This window comes from Paraburkholderia sp. GAS41 (assembly GCF_050436545.1).
Lineage (GTDB): Bacteria > Pseudomonadota > Gammaproteobacteria > Burkholderiales > Burkholderiaceae > Paraburkholderia.
On sequence record NZ_JBNDMK010000008.1, the window covers coordinates 104,827 to 121,516 of the forward strand.

Here is a 16,690-nt window from a genome sequence, read left to right on the forward strand (position 1 = left end):
TGCAACGACATCTTTTCAGCGCTAAGCTCTACGATGTCTTTCGTTTTCGCCTGTTTGACGGGAAAGCCATGACTAGTCAGGATGAACCAGATGATCGGACGGCACCCTGCACCGATCCCACGATGACGCTGGATGAGGCGGAACCTTTGTCACGACGCTATCTGATCGACGCGTCGAATGTGATTTCGCAGCACAGCGCAGCGGAGATAGAAGCGATTGAAGCCGACGCTGCGTTTTCACCGCTGTCCAGCCGGCTTCACCAGATGCTTCCGTCGCTGTCCGCGCGCGAAGTAGAGCGCACTCGTGCATTCGGATCCGTGTCGAAATGGAAGGCGGGCGAGACGCTATTCACGATGGGATATCCCAGTCGTGGACTGATAGTCATCCTCAATGGTCTGGTGCGAGTGTCGCGAAGAGATGCGATCGGGCGAGTCCATCGCGTCGTCGATCAGCATGCCGGACATTTCCTCGGCGAAATTGCGCAGCTGTTTGGCCACCCCTGTCTCGGTGACGGTCATGCTATCGAGGATACCGAAGGTATTGTCATAGCGCCTGCGGATCTGCGAAATCTGCTTGTGACGGAAGCGGAAATCGGCGAGAAGATCATGCGGGCATTGATCATCCGGCGTGCCGCATTGATTGAAAACGGCAGCGGACCCGTACTGGTCGGCGATACGGCCGATGTCCGGATGATTACCCTGCAACGGCTGCTGCGGAGAAATGCGTATCCGCATACGGTAATCGATGCGCGGGACGATCCGGAGACGGTTCGGTTGCTGGAACGAATCTCCGCGTCAAAAGCGGATTTTCCCATCATGGTCTGTCCGGACGGCACGGTGTTGCGGGCACCCGATGAAAATCACGTAGCGGCACAACTCGGCTGGCTACCCGAATTCGATGCGGACCATACCTACGACCTGGTGATCGTCGGTGCCGGCCCGGCTGGACTGGCAGCAGCGGTCTATGCGGCCTCTGAGGGCCTGTCCGTCACCATCTTCGATAGTCGAGGTCCGGGAGGGCAGGCAAGCGCGAGCGCCCGAATCGAAAACTACCTTGGATTTCCGACCGGGGTTTCCGGGCAGGCGCTGACGGGCAGAGCGTTCATCCAGGCCCAGAAATTCGGCGTCCATATCAGCATTCCGTCCAAGGCCCAGGTCTTGCACTGCGAGTGCACGCCGATCGAAGTAGAGCTGGAAGACCACAGAGCGATCAAGGCTCACGCGGTGGTGATTGCGTCGGGAGCGGCCTACAGAAAGCCGGATATCGAAGGGCTTGAGCGCTTTATCGGGCGTGGCGTTTTTTTTGGCACCTCTCCGATTGAAGCGAAATTATGTAAAGGCCTCGATGTGGTTATCGTAGGCGGTGGTAACTCTGCCGGCCAGGGTGTCGTCTTTCTGGCGTCTCACGCAAAGCAGGTGCATCTTCTGATCCGTGCACAGGGCCTCGAAGCCAGCATGTCGCGGTATCTCATCGACAGGATTGCGCGGTTGCCCAATGTCACGCTGCATGTACAGACTGAAATTACCTCACTGAGTGGTGACGATTCAGGCCTGGCAAGGATCGACTGTCTAAAGGTCGGAGATGCCCTGTCGTTTGCGGTGAAACATCTCTTTCTCTTCACAGGCGCCGTGCCGAATACGGAGTGGCTCACAGGGTGCAACGTGACGACCGATGAAAAAGGATTCGTGCTGACAGGCTCGCGAGCGCACAGGCGCCTGGATGATACAGATCGGACGCTTGAGACGAGCGTTCCCGGCGTCTTTGCAATCGGCGACGTACGGTCAGGCTCGACCAAGCGGGTTGCGGCCGGCGTAGGAGAGGGGGCAGCTGTCGTTTCGCAGATACACGGTGTGCTTCAGGAGCGTCGGCAGCTCGCCCTTGGCGGCGCCGCTCCTACGCGAGGTGTGGGCCTGGGATGATGGTGAACTGGGTGCATGCGAGGCGATGAGCTACCGGCGTTATAGATCGACTCAGGCGACGCTATCCGCGATGTTTCGTTGCGCGAAATGTCGCGAATGATTCCATACCGGGTCCGTGCAGGTAGCTGTCACAATGCGTTGGACAAGGCGGGGTCTTCGCGATCAGGGCGCATTTCAGGCGCTCTCCAATTGCGCGGACGTGACGAAGAGCGTGAGAAATTGATCAGACGAATGGTGTCTGGATCGATCAGCCCGGTTGGATATTGCATCGCATGCTTTTAATCCATTTGCTCAAGGAGACTTCAGATGCCCACTTACTTCGTTAATGCAACGCATGGCCTTTTGACGTCTGCTCAGAAGAAGCAGGTCGCCGAAGAAATCACGCGGGCGCATAGCAGCGCGACCGGTGCGCAAGGTTTCTTTGCGCAGGTGATCTTCAATGAAATCCCAGCGGATAATCATTTCATGGGTGGCGTGTTGATCGAGACCAAACAGGTATTCGTACACGGCCACATACGGGCAGGACGCACCGAGGAACAGAAGAAACTGCTGCTCGATGACGTTATCGCGTCCATACACAAAATCACCCGGCTAGAGAGGCGTTATGTGTGGGCCTACATCGCCGAGCTTGCACCCTCGAACATGGTCGAGTACGGGCAGGTCCTGCCAAAACCAGGTTCGGAAGCCGAGTGGCTCGAAGCGCTGCCAGAGGAAGATCGTGCGTACATGTTGAGTTTGAAAGGCGCTCGATAGGGCGCATCAAGCGCGCCGCGTGCATCGGGGTTGTTTCTGTTATGCGACACGACTCGCTTCGATAGCCGGGCCTTTGGCAGGCGCCACAGGCCATGCTGACATCGCAATGTCGACGATGGTCACGAGTTCCGCATATGGCACACCGTCATGTGCCTGAATCCCGATACTTTGCACCATTGAGAAATAGAAGCGGCTCAGTGCGTTCACATCAGTTGAGCCTGGAAGCTCGCCTTCGGTGACAGCGGCTTCCAGTCGTTCACGAATAATGTCGAGCCAATCCTGCCGCGCATCTAGGATCGCAGCTATGACATCGGTCGGCATGTCTTCATCCGTCGTCGCAAAGGTGACCATGCAGCCGCCCGGATGCGCCTCGCGATTGGTCAGTTCACCTGCTGTCGCAACCAGAAGCTCGCGAATCGCCTCACGCGCCCGCTGACCATTCTCCAGGTGTTGCCACAACAGCGTGCGGGTGGCCCGCATATAAAGATCGACCGCCTCGACGTAGAGCGCCTCCTTGCTGCCAAAGGCGGCATACAGGCTTGGCATGCGAATGTTCAACGCATCGCCCAGATCACGCAAAGAGGTCGCATGAAAACCTTTGCGCCAGAAAAGCAGCATGGCCTCAGTCAACGCCTTCTCCCGGTCGAACTCTCTTGGACGCCCTCGCAACATCACTCACCCCGCTACAAAACGATATCTGTAGTGTACGTTAAAGAATTTCTTGACGCCATTCACGACGTCATCTATATTCAGTAACGTTCGTTACAGAAATTGCGCTGATGCGGGATACGGCGATTTTCTGCTCCTGATCTGTAACGAGGCTCTCACTGGAATTTCCGGCAGTTTCGACTTACTTGTAAGCATATTTTTAAGGAAATACGATGTCCAAGACGATCCTCATCACCGGTACCTCTAACGGTTTTGGCAACGACATTGCTGTGACGCTGGCTGCTGCCGGTCATCGCGTTTTCGCGACCATGCGCGACGTGCACGGCCGTCATCGCGAAGCTGCGCAGGCGCTCAATTCCAGGGGCATCGAGACGCTCGAACTCGATGTCACGGATGATGCGAGTGTCGACGCTGCATTCAAGGCGCTGTTTGCAAAGACCGGTGGCAAGCTCGATGTCCTGATCAATAACGCCGGCATCGCGGCTGGCGGGATCCAGGAAACCTTCACGCCGGAGCAGACCCGCGCGATGTTCGATGTGAATGTCTTCGGCATCCAGCGCGTGACGCGTGCCGCGCTGCCGAGCATGCACAAGGCGAGGAGTGGTCTCATCGTCAACATCGGCTCCATTCTCGGCCGCGTGACGTTGCCGTTTTTCGCGTTGTATGGCGCAACCAAACACGCCGTGGAAGCGGTGACCGAAGGCTACCGCTACGAGCTGTCGCAGCAGGGGATCGATGTCGTGCTGCTTCAGCCGGGTCCCTATCCGACGAAGCTCTACACGGCAATCCAGAAGCCGGCGGATATCGGCCGGGCGGAGAGCTACGGTGACCTCGTCAAGCTGCAGGCGGGATTCGAGGAATTTCTGGGCGGTCTGTTCAGCTCGGAAGGCGCGCCCGACCCGCATGATGTCGCAACGACGCTGGTCGACCTGATTGCGCAGCCGAGCGGTCAGCGTCCTAACCGTGTGACGGTCGGGCTGGATTTTGGCGCCAACGCTGCGAATGCGGCGATTGAGCCGATCCAGTCCAAACTGGTTGCCGACATCGGTATGGAGCACCTCAACGCGTTGAAATCCGCCTGATCCGTTGGGTGAGGCGGTCCGTCACCGGGACAATGTGCATTCGTGTCCTGGTGACTGATTGGTGGTGTTAAAGCAGGCTTTCAACAAGTACGCCTGGAAGGGCGACTGCCCGTTCACATAGCTTCGAGAATTTCAACGCCGTTTTGTGACGGTCTTTGAGCGTTCATATGGAACCTGTGGAGCGGCCTCGGTGGCTCCGTTGACGCTTTCAGGCGTGCAACTCATGAAGCTGTGTGTGACTTCTCGATTTTTGAAAGGCGCCGACGCTGGCGACTTCATCGCTGTCCGAAGTATTGCGGGTGCCCAGACCCAGCTACAGACTTTCCAATGCTTCCGCCAGTATGACGTGGCACACATTGCCCGGGCTTTGGCCTTGTGAATAAGGCTTGTAGATGGAATCCCCGCGCTGGATGGTCGCACCACTCAGCGCGCAAACAGATTTAGTGCGGGAAGTTCGCAATTTCCAGCATTGCTCTCCATATCTCCCCGTTGTCGCATCACACCAGCAAATCCACAAGACGGACCGTGAAGTTCGTTCGAGAATCGAAACATATACGGATGGCGGTATTCCGCAATCGCCGACTCGCTTCCACCAGTTATCATGAAGAATGCGGTCGTCCTGGCCAGAGTCGGATTCATCAGAATTCTTGTCCGTCGACGAGACTCGGGCAAGACCCTGAGGGTCTGCTCCCACACATTGCGTTGAGTTCCCATTTCACTCTCCACGTAGGCAACGTTGAGCACCGGACGTCATCAGAAATCACGTGGTGGTCTGCCTGACATCGAAGAACCAGTGTGGCATGACACTTCCGGATGCCACAATTAGACGAAGGTACCGCCTCCGACCCGCCGATCGATCAATATGGATTACGTATATAATCTTTCTGTGGCGCGGTCGGGCTGTGTTTTCGGCCAGATCCGCTGGCGATATGGCAGACATGGACTGTGCACGTAGAATGATGTGGAACACGGGTACAACGGTTGAATGTCACTGTTAGTCAAAAATGAGAGTCGTATATGGAGCAGCACCCATCTCCGCAGTTTCTGTACAAAACCATTTCGTCGCCGGTTGGACGGCTTACGCTGGTTACTAGCCTGGCCGCTTTGGTGGCCATTCTGTGGGAGAACGAGCGACCAGGCAGGGTCCGCCTGGGTACGCTTCACGAGGAGGCGAATGATCCGACGTTACTCAACGTGGAACGTCAGCTCGAAGAGTATTTCGCCGGCAAGCGGAACCGGTTCGAGATTCCACTCGACTTCCGGGGAACCGAGTTTCAGAAGAAAGTCTGGAACGCGCTGGTCGATATACCTTACGGGGAGACTCGTACGTATGCCGAGATCGCGGCTTCCATAGGAAGTCCCAAGGCAGTTAGAGCCGTTGGCGCCGCGAACGGGCGCAATCCGATCTCTATTGTGGCGCCTTGTCACCGCGTGATCGGATCGTCCGGCGAGCTGACTGGTTTTGCGGGTGGGCTCGATCGCAAGGAGACACTGCTGGTCCTCGAGGATGCCCGATGGGGACCGAGGGCTGCAAAAAAGACATCAGTCGTCGGTGCACAGACCCTTGATCTGTTCAGTTAGCGCCACTGATTGTTTCTGTTGAAACGAACAGACCACGCCGTCCGCCCCAAAGAATTTTCCAAAAAAAGCGAACTACGAGGTTGGCGGATTGGCGCGGAATTTTGCCTCAGCATTGCACAACATAATCGCTGAGGAAATTCGAAGAGTAGCGAAGATAGGAACATCCAGGCCATCGGGCCCTGGATGTTCCTGCTTGGTTTGGACGCGTCAGTTTGCCGCTGCAACCTGCTGAGGTGCATCCCATCCGCCGCCTAACGCACGGAATGTTCGGACCGCGGCCCGGGCTGCATCGGCCTTCGTGGCGTCAAGCTCGTCTCGCGACACGAGGAGCTGCCGGTCCGCGTCCAGCACATCAGTCAACGTGATGGAACCGGCGCGATAGGCTTTCTCAGAGAGGTCCCGTGCCCTGGTGAGCGAGTCGACTTCAAGTTGCAGTTCCTGGGCCTCGATTTCTGTCTGCGAGAGAGCAATGAACGCATCCTCGACATCCTCCGTGGCCTTGAGCGCCGCTTCTTTATACTGCGCCAGCGCTTCTGCATGCGCACCGCGGGCGTTTTTGACCTCCGCATCCACCTTGCCGAAGTCGAACAGGCGCCACTGCAGTGCTCCAGTGCCAATAGGCTCAAATGACTTCGCGCTGAGCAGATGATTGGTCGTCAGGCTGTCGAAGCCCAGGGCGCCTGAGAGCGAAATCTTCGGATAGTAGTCGGAAAGCGCAACCCCGATTTGCTCATTGGAAGCGGCCAGATGACGTTCTGCCGCAATGATGTCAGGGCGGCGGCGCAGGACGTCGACAGGCTGGTCACCAGTGCCGATCGCGGGAATATCGGGGATGACAGCGGCGTTCGTGCCGAGCTCCGCTGCGTACGTCCCGGGCTGAGCGCCCATCAGCACGTCGAGGCGGTTCAGTTGGGCCTCGAGATTCACCCGCAGTGTGGGCATCGTTGCGCGCGCCTGACGCAACAGGGCTTCGGCCTGAGCGACTTCGCGTTCGTCGGCCGCGCCGGCCTGCTTGCGTGCCTTCACCAGTTCCAGCAAGTGTGCATCGGTGTCGATCTGATCTTGCGTGACGGCAACTCGAGCCTGAAGTCCCCTGATCTGCAGATAAGCGTCAGCCGCATCGGCTGCGACCGTCACGCGCGTGCCGAGTTGTGCCGCTTCAGCGGCCTGCTCCTCGTCACGGGCAGCGGTGTGGGCACGCCGCAGCCCACCCGCCAGATCGATTTCCCAGCTGGCCGTCGCGCCGACAACGTAATCTTTCTGGTCGCGACTGTAGTTCGGGAAGGCACTGGCCAGCGCGCCGAGCGGACTTTGCGTGCTCTGGTGCTCGGCTGTATAGGATGCGTTGGCATCAACCGTCGGGAGCAGTGCGGCACCGGCAGCTTGCGCCGCTGCTCGCGCCTGGGCGACTCGCGCGATAGACGCCTGTAGATCCAGGTTCTGATCGAGCGCGCGCTGGACCACTGTCGCGAGCATGGGATCGTTGAAGCCGGTCCACCAGTTGTCCAGCTTCGGCGCGGCCAGTGTCGTTTGTCTGCTCGCGACCGCATCCTTGTTATGGAAGGGCGCGAGTTTCGTCTCAGGTGCAACGTAGTCCGGCCCAACGGCGCATCCGGCGAGGGCCGCACCGATAATCAGACTGCTGACGATTGCTTTCGATGTTTTGGATATCACGTGCTTCATTTTGCATCTCCACCGCTAAGCCTCTGGGGCAAAGGGGCTGCGCCCTTGATTCCGAGCTTGCGAACAAACGCGTAGAACGCCGGTGTGAAGGCGAGGCCAAAGATCGTCACGCCGAGCATGCCGAAAAACACAGTAGTCCCTAATGACTGTCGCATTTCTGAGCCGGCGCCTGTGGCGATGGCAAGCGGCGCCACACCGGCAATAAACGCAAACGACGTCATGAGAATGGGGCGCAAGCGCACGTGAGCCGCGTGCACTGCCGCATCTTCCGCCCCGACTCCGTCCTCCTCCTGCCTTTGCCTGGCGAACTCCACGATGAGGATGGCGTTCTTTGCGGCTAGCCCCACGAGCACGACGAAGCCAATCTGCGCGAGGATGTCGATTGGCATCCCCCGCATGTTCAGACCGATCGCAGCCGCGAGCAGACACATCGGTACGATCAGCACGATCGCGAGGGGTGTTTTCCAGCTTTCGTACTGCGCGGCGAGCACCAGGAACACGAACAATGCCGATGCCGCGAAAATCACGAGCGGAGACATGGTCTGTTCTTTCTGCTGATGAGCCAGGTCTGTCCATTCGTATGAGATGCCGTTCGGAAGAACCTGGTTTGCGAGCTGTTCCATGTGCTCGATCGCTTCACCGGACGAGAATCCCGGGCCGGCTGCACCCATGATTTCAGCTGCTGGGTACAGGTTGTAGCGCGGCACACGATACGGTTGGGTGGTGTTTTTAAAGGTGGCCACGCTGCTGATCGGCACCATATCGCCGTTAGCATTGCGGACCTTGAGCCGGCCGATGTCCTCCGGTGTCTGGCGGAACGATTCATCGCCCTGTACGCGCACCTGATAGCTGCGGCCCAGATAGTTGAAGTCATTCACGTATTGCGAACCAAGATAGAGATCCATCGTCGAGAACACATCACTCGGCGTGAGGCCGACTTTCTCTGCCTTGAGGCGGTCGATATCTGCATAGACGGACGGGGCGCCTGCGTTATAAAGCGTGAATACACCGCCAAGGACTTTGTCGTTTCTGGCTGCAGCGACAAGCGCGTTAGTCGCGTTGGCGAGAGCCTGAGGCCCCAGCCCGCCACGATCTTCGAGCATCAGCTTGAAACCGCCGGCGGAACCGAGACCCTGCACGGGCGGGGGATTGATCACCACCACCACGGCGTCCTTGATCACAGAGACGCGCTTGCGCAGCGTGACCAGCATCGAAGCCGCATTGACGCCTGGAACGTGCTTGCCATATAGCGAAGGTAGACCGTAGAACAGCGTCCCCACATTGGGCGCAATGGTGCCGGTGGTGACATCAAAGCCTGCCACTGGCGACGTATGCGTCACACCTTGCATGCCAGGTGTCGTGAGAACAATGTCGTTGATTTCGCGGATGACCTTGTCCGTGCGCTCGAGGCTGGAGCCAGGCGGGAGAAAGGCGATCACCGCCTGATAGCCGATGTCCTGATCCGGAATGAAGCCGGTCGGCATCCTCGACATCTGCAGGGCCGTCGCGCCGATCAGGCCGGCATAGACGATCAGCATGACCGTGGTCGCACGCACGAAACGACCGGTCATCTTGCCGTACTTCGACGATAACCATTCGAACGACGTATTGAAGCGGCCAAAGACGGCGTGATGCAGGCGGCCAAGGGTGGTCGTTCCGCCGTGCGTCTTTTCCATGTCGTGTGGTTTGAGCAGCACCGCGCAGAGCGCCGGGCTCAACGTGAGCGAGACGAAGCACGAGATGACGGTGGATGCGGCGATCGTGATCGCGAACTGCTTGAAAAACAGACCCGAAATGCCCGACATCAACGCCGTGGGCCCGAACACCGCGCACAGCGTCAGAGCGATGGCGATGATGGCGGTGGAGACTTCGTTCATGGTCTGATGCGCAGCCTCTCGCGGCGACATGCCCAGCGCCATGTTCCGCTCGACGTTCTCGACCACGACGATGGCATCGTCAACGACAATCCCGACCGCAAGGACAAGCCCGAATAGCGAGAGGTTATTGATCGAGGCGCCAAACAACGAAAGAATCGTGAATGTGCCGATCAGCGAAACCGGGATCGCAACCACCGGGATGATGGTCGCACGCCAGTTCTGAAGGAAGAGGTACACCACGCCCACCACCAGCAATACCGCAATCGCGATCGTCTTGATCACTTCTTCGATTGACTGGCTGACGAACGTGGTTGGGTCATAAATCTTCACGTAGTCGATGCCGGGCGGGAAGTTCTTCTTCAGTTCGGCCATCTTGTCCCAAACGGCGTGCTCGACCTGCACCACGTTCGCGTCCGGCGTGGCAATCACAAACCACGGTGTCGATGCATAGCGGTCCGCATAAGCCTTCGAGCCATAATCCACCGAACCCAGTTCAACGCGGCCAATGTCACGGATGCGCGTGACACGTCCCTGCGCATCGGACTTGATAACGACATCGCCGAACTGCTCAGGCGTGCTCAGACGGCCGAGCGCATCGATGTTGATCTGGTAGGCGCCGCTACCCTTGCTGGAAACAGGCGGTTGATTCAGCACACCTGCCGATACCGGCGCGTTCTGGGCGCGCAATGCAGTCAGAATTTCATTTGCGCGGATGTTGTAAGCCGCGGCCTTGTCCGAATCGATTCAGATCCGCATCGCGTACTGTCGCTCACCGAACAGCTGGAAGTCCGATACGCCCGGCAGACGCGCAATCTGATCGCGAATCTTGAGCATGTAGTTGGACATGTACTCGGGACTGCGCGATCCGTCCGGGGAGTAGACATGGACGCCGAGCAGTAGCGCCTGAATGGTCTTTTTAACCTGAACGCCTTGCAGCTGAACGTCTTGTGGCAAACGCGAAAGCGTGTCCTCGACGCGGCTACGCGTGAGGAGGAGCGCTGTATCCGGATTGGTCCCTACCTTGAAGATCACCGTGATCGTCAGTTGACCGTTGCCGGTCGACTGGCTCGACATGTAATCCATGTTCTCGACGCCATTGATCGACTGCTCAAGCGGCGTTGCCACGGTTCGCGCGATCACGTCCGCAGATGCACCCGGATAGGATGTCGTGATCTGGATGGTGGTGGGGACGATGTTCGGATACTGGGCAACGGGCAGCGACATCATCGTTGCGAGACCGATGAGCACTACGAATATATTAAGGACCGCTGCAAAGCGCGGATGCTCAATAAAAAAGTGTGTGAGTTTCACGATGTCGCTCCCTCGGCAGCCTGTGCGGGCGCAGGCTGAATGGTCCCTGCATGAGGAGTGATCTTGGCACCCGGCCTGACTGTGGGAATACCATCAATCACGATCTTGTCAGTGGTCGCGAGGCCCGCTCGGATGATTCTCAGACCATCGCGCAGATCGCCAATCTCCACTTTCCTTGGCGTGACGACGTTATCGTCGCCAACGACATAGACCATGTGGTCGGTCTGGTCGGCGAGCACTGCTGCGTCGGGAACAAGCAAGGCTGGTTGGGGCGCCGAAGTCGCAAGCTGGATTCGCGCAAATCCGCCGGGGGTGAGGGCGAGGTCGCTATTGGGAATCGTTGCGCGAGCGTGAATCGTGCCGCTCGAGCGGTCGAGCGAATTGTCGATGAAGTTCAGTGTCCCTTTACGCGAAAAACTGGCGTCTCCCGTTGGGGAAATGCTGACCGAGTCTTCCAGCGCACCTTTGTGTCCTGCGCGGGACTGCTGAAACGTCGCGTAGTCGTTTTCGCTCATGTCGAAGTCGAGATAGACGGGATCGAGCGAAACAATCGTTGCGAGCAGCGTCGTCGGGCTGCTTCCGGCGCGGCTTCCCGATACCAGATTGCCTGTCGACACAAGGTGCGTACCCATGCGTCCTGTGAACGGTGCATAGATCTTGCATCGGTCCAGATCGAACTTCGCGTCCTGAACCTGAGCGCCCGCATCGTCGACTGCCGCCTGAGCGGCATGCTGCTCAGCAACCTTCTGATCAACGTTTTCAACCGTACCTGCTTCAGAACGTTGCAGTTCCTGCGCACGCGCCAGTTCCCGCGTCGCGAGTGCCAAGCGGGCTTTCGCAGACTCCATTTGCGCGGTCGCTTCACTTAGCTTGATCTGATAGGGCTCAGGGTCGATCTCGAACAGAAGGTCCCCTTTGTGCACGATATCACCGTCCTTAAACGCGATCTGGGTGAGTGTGCCGCCGACCTGCGCCCGAAGTTCAACGCGGTTGACCGCGGAGAACTGCCCGAGGAAGCCAAGCCGTGCCTCGATGTTTTGCTGGAGCGGTACGCTGACCGCGACCGATGTCGCCGGTGGCGCCGCGACGGACGCCGTGCTGGATACATGCAGGTGATATGCCGTAGCTGCAACAGCAACGATCACCGCCAGGGCGATGGCCTTGCCAACCCATCTCGGTCGGCCAACGTCCGCCGATATTTTTGGGGAAAAATCACCCACCTCGGTCGGGTTAAAACGATCATTCATAAAATTCCCAAATTGTTTAGCAGGTTGGAATAATGGTCGGCGTATCGCCCAACGATGTGCTGGATGACCCATGTTCACTGTCTCGGATCAAGATTATAGACGTAAGCCACAATTTCAAGGCGCATCGCGTCAATTCACGCACTCCGTATCGCTTCGAGTCGGCGATCCATGCGGGTTTCTGTGGTTGATTCGCAGTGCAGGTTTCGTGACGAAACTATAGAAAAGACAGTTGCATCACGCTACTGGTCGAAACTGGGAAGCTGTTACCCGCAGACCGGGTAAGTGGCGTGATAAAAATTCCAGTAGTATTTAATCCATCATGTATAGAAAACGCCTTGATGGAAAAAACTGCTCGATCGCTCGCGCTCTCGATGAGGTCGGTGAGTGGTGGACGCTGTTGATCGTGCGCGAATGCACCCAAGGGAGAACGCGGTTCGATGAGTTCCAGAGCGAACTCGGCATCGCGCGGAACGTGCTGACAGTCAGGCTCGAGCGACTGATTCAGCTTGGAGTGCTTGAACGGTTCCCATTAGCGGAGCGTGCCAATGCGTTTGGGTATCGGTTAACTGATAAAGGCGAGTCGCTTTATCCTGTGCTCGTTGCGCTCATTCAATGGGGCGATCAATGGCTCTCTCCGAACGGAAAGCCACCGATCACGCTGATTGAAAACAGCAATGGACAACCCGTCGAAAGGGTTGAGGTCCGCGGTTCAGATGGCGGGCCTTTGACGTTCCGAGACGTCCGGTACATCCCCGGTCCTGGTGCAACGGCGACAACGTACGCGGTGATTAAAGACCGTAACGAACGGGTCCTCGGCAATGAGTCCAACAACTTGTCTGCAAGTTAGTCTGGATATCTGCGCGGACGTAAGTCAGGTTGCTGGCGCCGCCACACTCTACGGCGACCTTGCCGAACCTGCCACGTGCTCCTCTATCTTTCCGGCGTTGCGAAAGACCATCGCCAGTGCAATGTCCAGCCGACCAAATGCAGTCGACAGACTGTCTGCGTCTACCACGCCCGCCAGAAGAGACATCGCCTCAAGTTGATCGGTTACTCTCTCGCAATCCGAGAAAAAGATTCCCGATACTAACGGATTCTCTTTGAATCGAGGACTCCATAAGATTGCGCTCAGTTGCTCGATGCAACCTTTTTTCCAAAGGAGAGGTCATTATGGCGTCACGTATCCATACCCCCGCTACCGTCAATGACGCGCCCGCTGCGTCCCACGGCCTGCTTGAAGCTGTCAACAAACAACTCGGTGTCGTGCCGAACCTGTTCCGCATGGTCGGCAACCGCCCGGCGGCGCTCGAAGGCTATCTGAGCCTGATGGGCCCGTTGGGCAAGGGCGAACTGTCGGCACAGACGCGTGAGCGTATCGCACTGGCCGTGGCCGAGATCAATGGGTGTGACTATTGTCTGTCGGCCCATACGTACCTGGGAAAGAACGTCGTCAAGCTCGATGACGCCGAAACCATTGCTAACCGCAACGGCGGTTCAAACGATCCGAAAGCGGCCGCTGCCGTGCTGTTCGCCAAGCAGGTGACCGATGCACGCGGTCGCGTGTCGGACGTCGACCTGAAGGCCGTCAAGGCCGCCGGTTACAGCGAGCCTGCCGTGATCGAAATCGTGCTGAATGTAGCGTTCAACATCTGGACAAACTATGTCAACACGGTTGCTGACACCGAGATCGACTTCCCCGTCGTTCACGCGCAAAAGGCATGACACGTAGGGACTAAGGCGATGCCGCATAGCGGCGACAACTTGGTTGATGGCGCCGTCGGGAAATGACGGAGGGCACGATGGGTAGTTCACTACAGTATGGCCGTGACGTGGTGTTTACGCCCTCCGTCAAGTTACTTCAGATGTGTAGCGGTTCACAAAAAGCAAAGGGGCCCGCGAGCGGAGGGTTCATGGAAAACGGTCACCAAGCCGGATTGTGCGGAGGTCATTCGCTGGTAGAGGAGCGTCTTGATGTCCACGGTGGGCGATAAGGCGGCTTCTTTGCGAGGCTATTAATGTTTAACGTCACTCCTCTTGCCAACACGAAATGATGCCTGGAAATTAGGCCAGCGGGAGGTCGACAGGACTATGCCGAGTCTGCGTCGCGCGCATGACCCGAAGCGATGTCTAACTGGAGAACACGATGTCAGATACCGAGACGATTGTTCGAAATCTCTATGCTACGCTTGAACGTGGTGACGCGGCAGCGGCTCTCGCCCTGTTCAATCCGCGCATCAATTGGACGGAAGCGAAAGCCTCTCCGTACTATCAAGGTACGGTTGAAGGAGTCGATGCTGTGGTGGCAACTGTTTTTGATGGAATAAGCCGCGATTTCGAACAATTCATGATCGAGCCAGTCCAATTTCTGACCGAGAACGATCAATGCGCAGCATTCGGTCTCTACAGGGGCTCGGTGCGCGCAACAGGGCGGCACCTGGAGGCTGATTTCGTTCATGTGTGGACGGTACGCGAGGGCCGTCTCACGAGTTTCCGTCAATACACGGATGGCGCCGCCTGGAAAGAGGCTTTTGCGATGCTCTGACGTTCAGCTTAAGCTTGAACGATCCTTGCGTTTAGAACCCGTCGTTCATCGTGCCTGTCGCTTCAGCGGGTTATAAATCGGACACCCACACACAAATCCGGCCACCGTTTGCCAGTGAATCAAATGCGGGAAACGGTGACAGCGACATAGCTGATAGGCGCAATCTAACGATCGATGAATAGATAACCAACGATCGGGCAATCATCCTGTTACGCGATGCCACATCAAGCGGACGCGCCGGCCGCGATCCTCGAAGAGAAACGAGGCCGCCAGCGCCAGCAATCCCGAAACAACCCCTGTAGCCAGATGTTCGAGGGCGGGGATGCGGTAGTGGCTGGGATGTGAATACGCATCGCCCAGGGCCGTCAAACACCCCATTACGAGCGCGTTCCCATAACGGTTCTGGTAAAGCCTGGCCGCCGGTGAGAAGGTCAGCAGGACGGCCAATAGGCCGGTGAATATCCCCGTTCTGAAGGCGATCGTCCAATGCACGAGGCTGGCGATGCTCGTCCAGCTTCCTGGCATGCATGTCATGCACGCACACGTCGGTTGCCAAAGGCGCTGAAAAAATAGCGCAAGCCGCCTGGTCCAACTGAACGATTGAGTCATTTCAAGAATCTCCATACCATTGCTGATGCCAACGGCTCAGGCCTCGTCGCATCTGCGTTTCGAGGGCCGATGGGTAACCCGATGCACTATGGTAACGCCGTGTTGCAAGTCCACGGGTGGGCGTGCAACCGAGGAGCAAAAGAATGCTCTCGAGAAGGTGCAAACGGAGGGTCTTGCGAGGCGTACACCTCTTTGCGAGTCGCGATGTTTGCCTGCCCATTTGACCGTTGCGTGACCAGATGGCAGGGTCGCCTCCGGATCAGGGAAGAATCCGTTAGCATTAAGAACCTTTCTTCCGGTGATCGAGATACTCATGGACCGTTTCGAAGCGATGGCCATTCTGGTCGCGGTCGTTGATACGGGTAGCATGTCCGGGGCGTCCCGGCAGCTCGCCATGCCGCTAGCGACGGTCAGCCGCAAACTCGGCGACCTCGAAGCGCACCTGAAGACGCGCTTGCTTCATCGCACTACGCGGCAACTTTCGCTGACCGAGGCCGGCGAAGCGTACGTCGCAACCTGCCGGCGCATCCTCGAGGAGGTCGGAGAACTCGAGCGGGCGGCGACCGGCGAATACACCGCCCCCAAAGGCTATCTGGTGATCACGGCGCCCGTGGTTTTTGGTCGCCTGCACGTCGTCCCTGTCCTCGCAGCATTTCTTAAGCAATATCCGGAGATCGACGCCCGCCTGTTTCTCACGGATCGCAACGTGCATCTTTTCGACGAACATGTCGATGTCGCGGTGCGCATTGGTCAGTTGCCGGACAGCACGTTCGTTGCGTTGCGTGTCGGTGAGGCACGTTTCGTTGTATGCGGGAGTCCTGATTATCTGGCTGCCTACGGCACGCCGGACAATCCAGACGAACTGGCAATCACGCGTGCATCACCTTCGACGGACTGACTTCGCCCCGGGCGTGGACTTTGTCCGCCGGAAAATCGGACCGGGCCGTGCGGATTCACTCGCGACTGGTGACGAACACGGCGGAATCGGCAATCGATGCTGCGACGCACGGGGTTGGGCTGACGCAAGTTCTGTTATATCAGGTAGCCGATGCCTTGCGCGAGGGCCGCTTACAGCTTGTCCTGGAGAAATTCGAGCAGACACCGCGACCGATTCATCTCGTACATGCCGGGCAGGCAGCGCTGCCGCTCAAGTTGCGAGCTTTTCTCGACTTCATGTTACCGGGCCTTAAGGCGCGAATCTCTGCCGTTTGATGATGACGGTGTGCCTAGAGCGCCGGTCAGTTCAGTCCAGGCGGATTGAAGATTGCTGCCGTCATCCACCGTCGCGGCTCAGATCCCGAATCTCCCACATTGCGTCAACACGAGCCTGATTCGCCAAAAAATTCGCAATGTGCGAAATTAAATCTGCGTGAGTCGGGTTTGACTCAATAAAAGTGCTAAAGAAACCTTTCAAACT

General features: G+C 57.7%; 12 protein-coding genes and 3 pseudogenes. 9 read left to right on the plus strand and 6 right to left on the minus strand.

Going from position 1 to position 16,690, the window contains the following annotated elements; genetic code table 11:
- The first annotated feature begins 122 nt into the window (after nucleotides 1–122).
- Nucleotides 123–1,919 carry an FAD-dependent oxidoreductase gene (locus P3T43_RS13775; RefSeq protein WP_429281599.1) on the plus strand — a complete coding sequence of 599 codons (1,797 nt, stop codon included), beginning with the start codon at nucleotides 123–125 and terminating at the stop codon, nucleotides 1,917–1,919.
- A gap of 306 nt (nucleotides 1,920–2,225) precedes the next feature.
- A complete protein-coding gene (locus tag P3T43_RS13780) occupies nucleotides 2,226–2,672 on the plus strand; it encodes a tautomerase family protein (protein ID WP_429281600.1) in 447 nt (148 codons plus the stop codon).
- Nucleotides 2,673–2,711: 39 nt separating this feature from the next.
- On the opposite strand, the gene P3T43_RS13785 is transcribed toward P3T43_RS13780, so the two are convergent.
- Entirely contained in the window at nucleotides 2,712–3,302 is a 591-nt protein-coding gene (locus P3T43_RS13785) for a TetR/AcrR family transcriptional regulator (RefSeq protein ID WP_429281601.1), read from the minus strand.
- A gap of 251 nt (nucleotides 3,303–3,553) precedes the next feature.
- Here P3T43_RS13785 and P3T43_RS13790 point away from each other — a divergent pair, with 251 nt between their 5' ends.
- Nucleotides 3,554–4,423, plus strand: coding sequence for an SDR family oxidoreductase (locus P3T43_RS13790; RefSeq protein ID WP_429281602.1), 870 nt, complete (start codon nucleotides 3,554–3,556; stop codon nucleotides 4,421–4,423).
- Between the two features lie 313 nt (nucleotides 4,424–4,736).
- Here P3T43_RS13790 and P3T43_RS13795 read toward each other — a convergent pair whose 3' ends face one another.
- Entirely contained in the window at nucleotides 4,737–5,117 is a 381-nt protein-coding gene (locus P3T43_RS13795; RefSeq protein ID WP_429281603.1) for a DUF3331 domain-containing protein, read from the minus strand.
- 323 nt (nucleotides 5,118–5,440) lie between these two features.
- Between P3T43_RS13795 and P3T43_RS13800 the strand changes: the two genes are divergently transcribed.
- Nucleotides 5,441–6,004 (plus strand): methylated-DNA--[protein]-cysteine S-methyltransferase, encoded by a 564-nt coding sequence (locus P3T43_RS13800; RefSeq protein ID WP_429281604.1) that lies wholly within the window; start codon nucleotides 5,441–5,443, stop codon nucleotides 6,002–6,004.
- A 207-nt stretch (nucleotides 6,005–6,211) separates the two neighbouring features.
- Here the strand turns inward: P3T43_RS13800 and P3T43_RS13805 are convergent, their stop codons facing one another.
- From P3T43_RS13805 to P3T43_RS13815, 3 genes and pseudogenes are all read right to left on the minus strand, one after another.
- Nucleotides 6,212–7,687, minus strand: a complete 1,476-nt coding sequence (locus P3T43_RS13805) for an efflux transporter outer membrane subunit (protein WP_429281605.1) — start codon at nucleotides 7,685–7,687, stop codon at nucleotides 6,212–6,214.
- Nucleotides 7,684–10,875, minus strand: a pseudogene (locus P3T43_RS13810) (efflux RND transporter permease subunit). Before P3T43_RS13810 ends, P3T43_RS13805 begins: the two are co-directional and overlap by 4 nt.
- A complete protein-coding gene (locus tag P3T43_RS13815) occupies nucleotides 10,872–12,122 on the minus strand; it encodes an efflux RND transporter periplasmic adaptor subunit (protein ID WP_429281606.1) in 1,251 nt (416 codons plus the stop codon). Before P3T43_RS13815 ends, P3T43_RS13810 begins: the two are co-directional and overlap by 4 nt.
- Before the next feature lie 319 nt (nucleotides 12,123–12,441).
- Between P3T43_RS13815 and P3T43_RS13820 the strand changes: the two genes are divergently transcribed.
- From P3T43_RS13820 to P3T43_RS13830, 3 genes are all read left to right on the plus strand, one after another.
- Nucleotides 12,442–12,969, plus strand: a complete 528-nt coding sequence (locus tag P3T43_RS13820) for a winged helix-turn-helix transcriptional regulator (protein WP_429281607.1) — start codon at nucleotides 12,442–12,444, stop codon at nucleotides 12,967–12,969.
- A 323-nt stretch (nucleotides 12,970–13,292) separates the two neighbouring features.
- On the plus strand, nucleotides 13,293–13,844 hold the full coding sequence (locus tag P3T43_RS13825; protein WP_429281608.1) for a carboxymuconolactone decarboxylase family protein: 552 nt from the start codon (nucleotides 13,293–13,295) through the stop codon (nucleotides 13,842–13,844).
- Nucleotides 13,845–14,265: 421 nt separating this feature from the next.
- Nucleotides 14,266–14,664: a nuclear transport factor 2 family protein gene (locus P3T43_RS13830; RefSeq protein WP_429281609.1), complete on the plus strand. Its 399-nt coding sequence runs from the start codon at nucleotides 14,266–14,268 to the stop codon at nucleotides 14,662–14,664.
- 201 nt (nucleotides 14,665–14,865) lie between these two features.
- Here the strand turns inward: P3T43_RS13830 and P3T43_RS13835 are convergent, their stop codons facing one another.
- Entirely contained in the window at nucleotides 14,866–15,273 is a 408-nt protein-coding gene (locus tag P3T43_RS13835) for a hypothetical protein (protein WP_429281610.1), read from the minus strand.
- Between the two features lie 367 nt (nucleotides 15,274–15,640).
- Here P3T43_RS13835 and P3T43_RS13840 point away from each other — a divergent pair.
- Nucleotides 15,641–15,715 (plus strand): annotated as a pseudogene (locus tag P3T43_RS13840) (hypothetical protein); the annotation flags it as partial.
- 168 nt (nucleotides 15,716–15,883) lie between these two features.
- A pseudogene (locus P3T43_RS13845) lies at nucleotides 15,884–16,485 on the plus strand (LysR substrate-binding domain-containing protein).
- Nucleotides 16,486–16,690 lie beyond the last annotated feature (205 nt).

Excerpts from the sequence above, each read along its gene's own strand:
- P3T43_RS13775 (WP_429281599.1), top strand. The coding sequence starts at position 123 with ATGACGCTGGATGAGGCGGAACCTTTGTCACGACGCTATCTGATCGAC.
- P3T43_RS13805 (WP_429281605.1), bottom strand. The coding sequence starts at position 7,687 with ATGAAGCACGTGATATCCAAAACATCGAAAGCAATCGTCAGCAGTCTG.
- P3T43_RS13790 (WP_429281602.1), top strand. The coding sequence starts at position 3,554 with ATGTCCAAGACGATCCTCATCACCGGTACCTCTAACGGTTTTGGCAAC.
- P3T43_RS13835 (WP_429281610.1), bottom strand. The coding sequence starts at position 15,273 with ATGACTCAATCGTTCAGTTGGACCAGGCGGCTTGCGCTATTTTTTCAG.
- P3T43_RS13800 (WP_429281604.1), top strand. The coding sequence starts at position 5,441 with ATGGAGCAGCACCCATCTCCGCAGTTTCTGTACAAAACCATTTCGTCG.
- P3T43_RS13780 (WP_429281600.1), top strand. The coding sequence starts at position 2,226 with ATGCCCACTTACTTCGTTAATGCAACGCATGGCCTTTTGACGTCTGCT.
- P3T43_RS13820 (WP_429281607.1), top strand. The coding sequence starts at position 12,442 with ATGTATAGAAAACGCCTTGATGGAAAAAACTGCTCGATCGCTCGCGCT.
- P3T43_RS13830 (WP_429281609.1), top strand. The coding sequence starts at position 14,266 with ATGTCAGATACCGAGACGATTGTTCGAAATCTCTATGCTACGCTTGAA.
- P3T43_RS13825 (WP_429281608.1), top strand. The coding sequence starts at position 13,293 with ATGGCGTCACGTATCCATACCCCCGCTACCGTCAATGACGCGCCCGCT.
- P3T43_RS13815 (WP_429281606.1), bottom strand. The coding sequence starts at position 12,122 with ATGAATGATCGTTTTAACCCGACCGAGGTGGGTGATTTTTCCCCAAAA.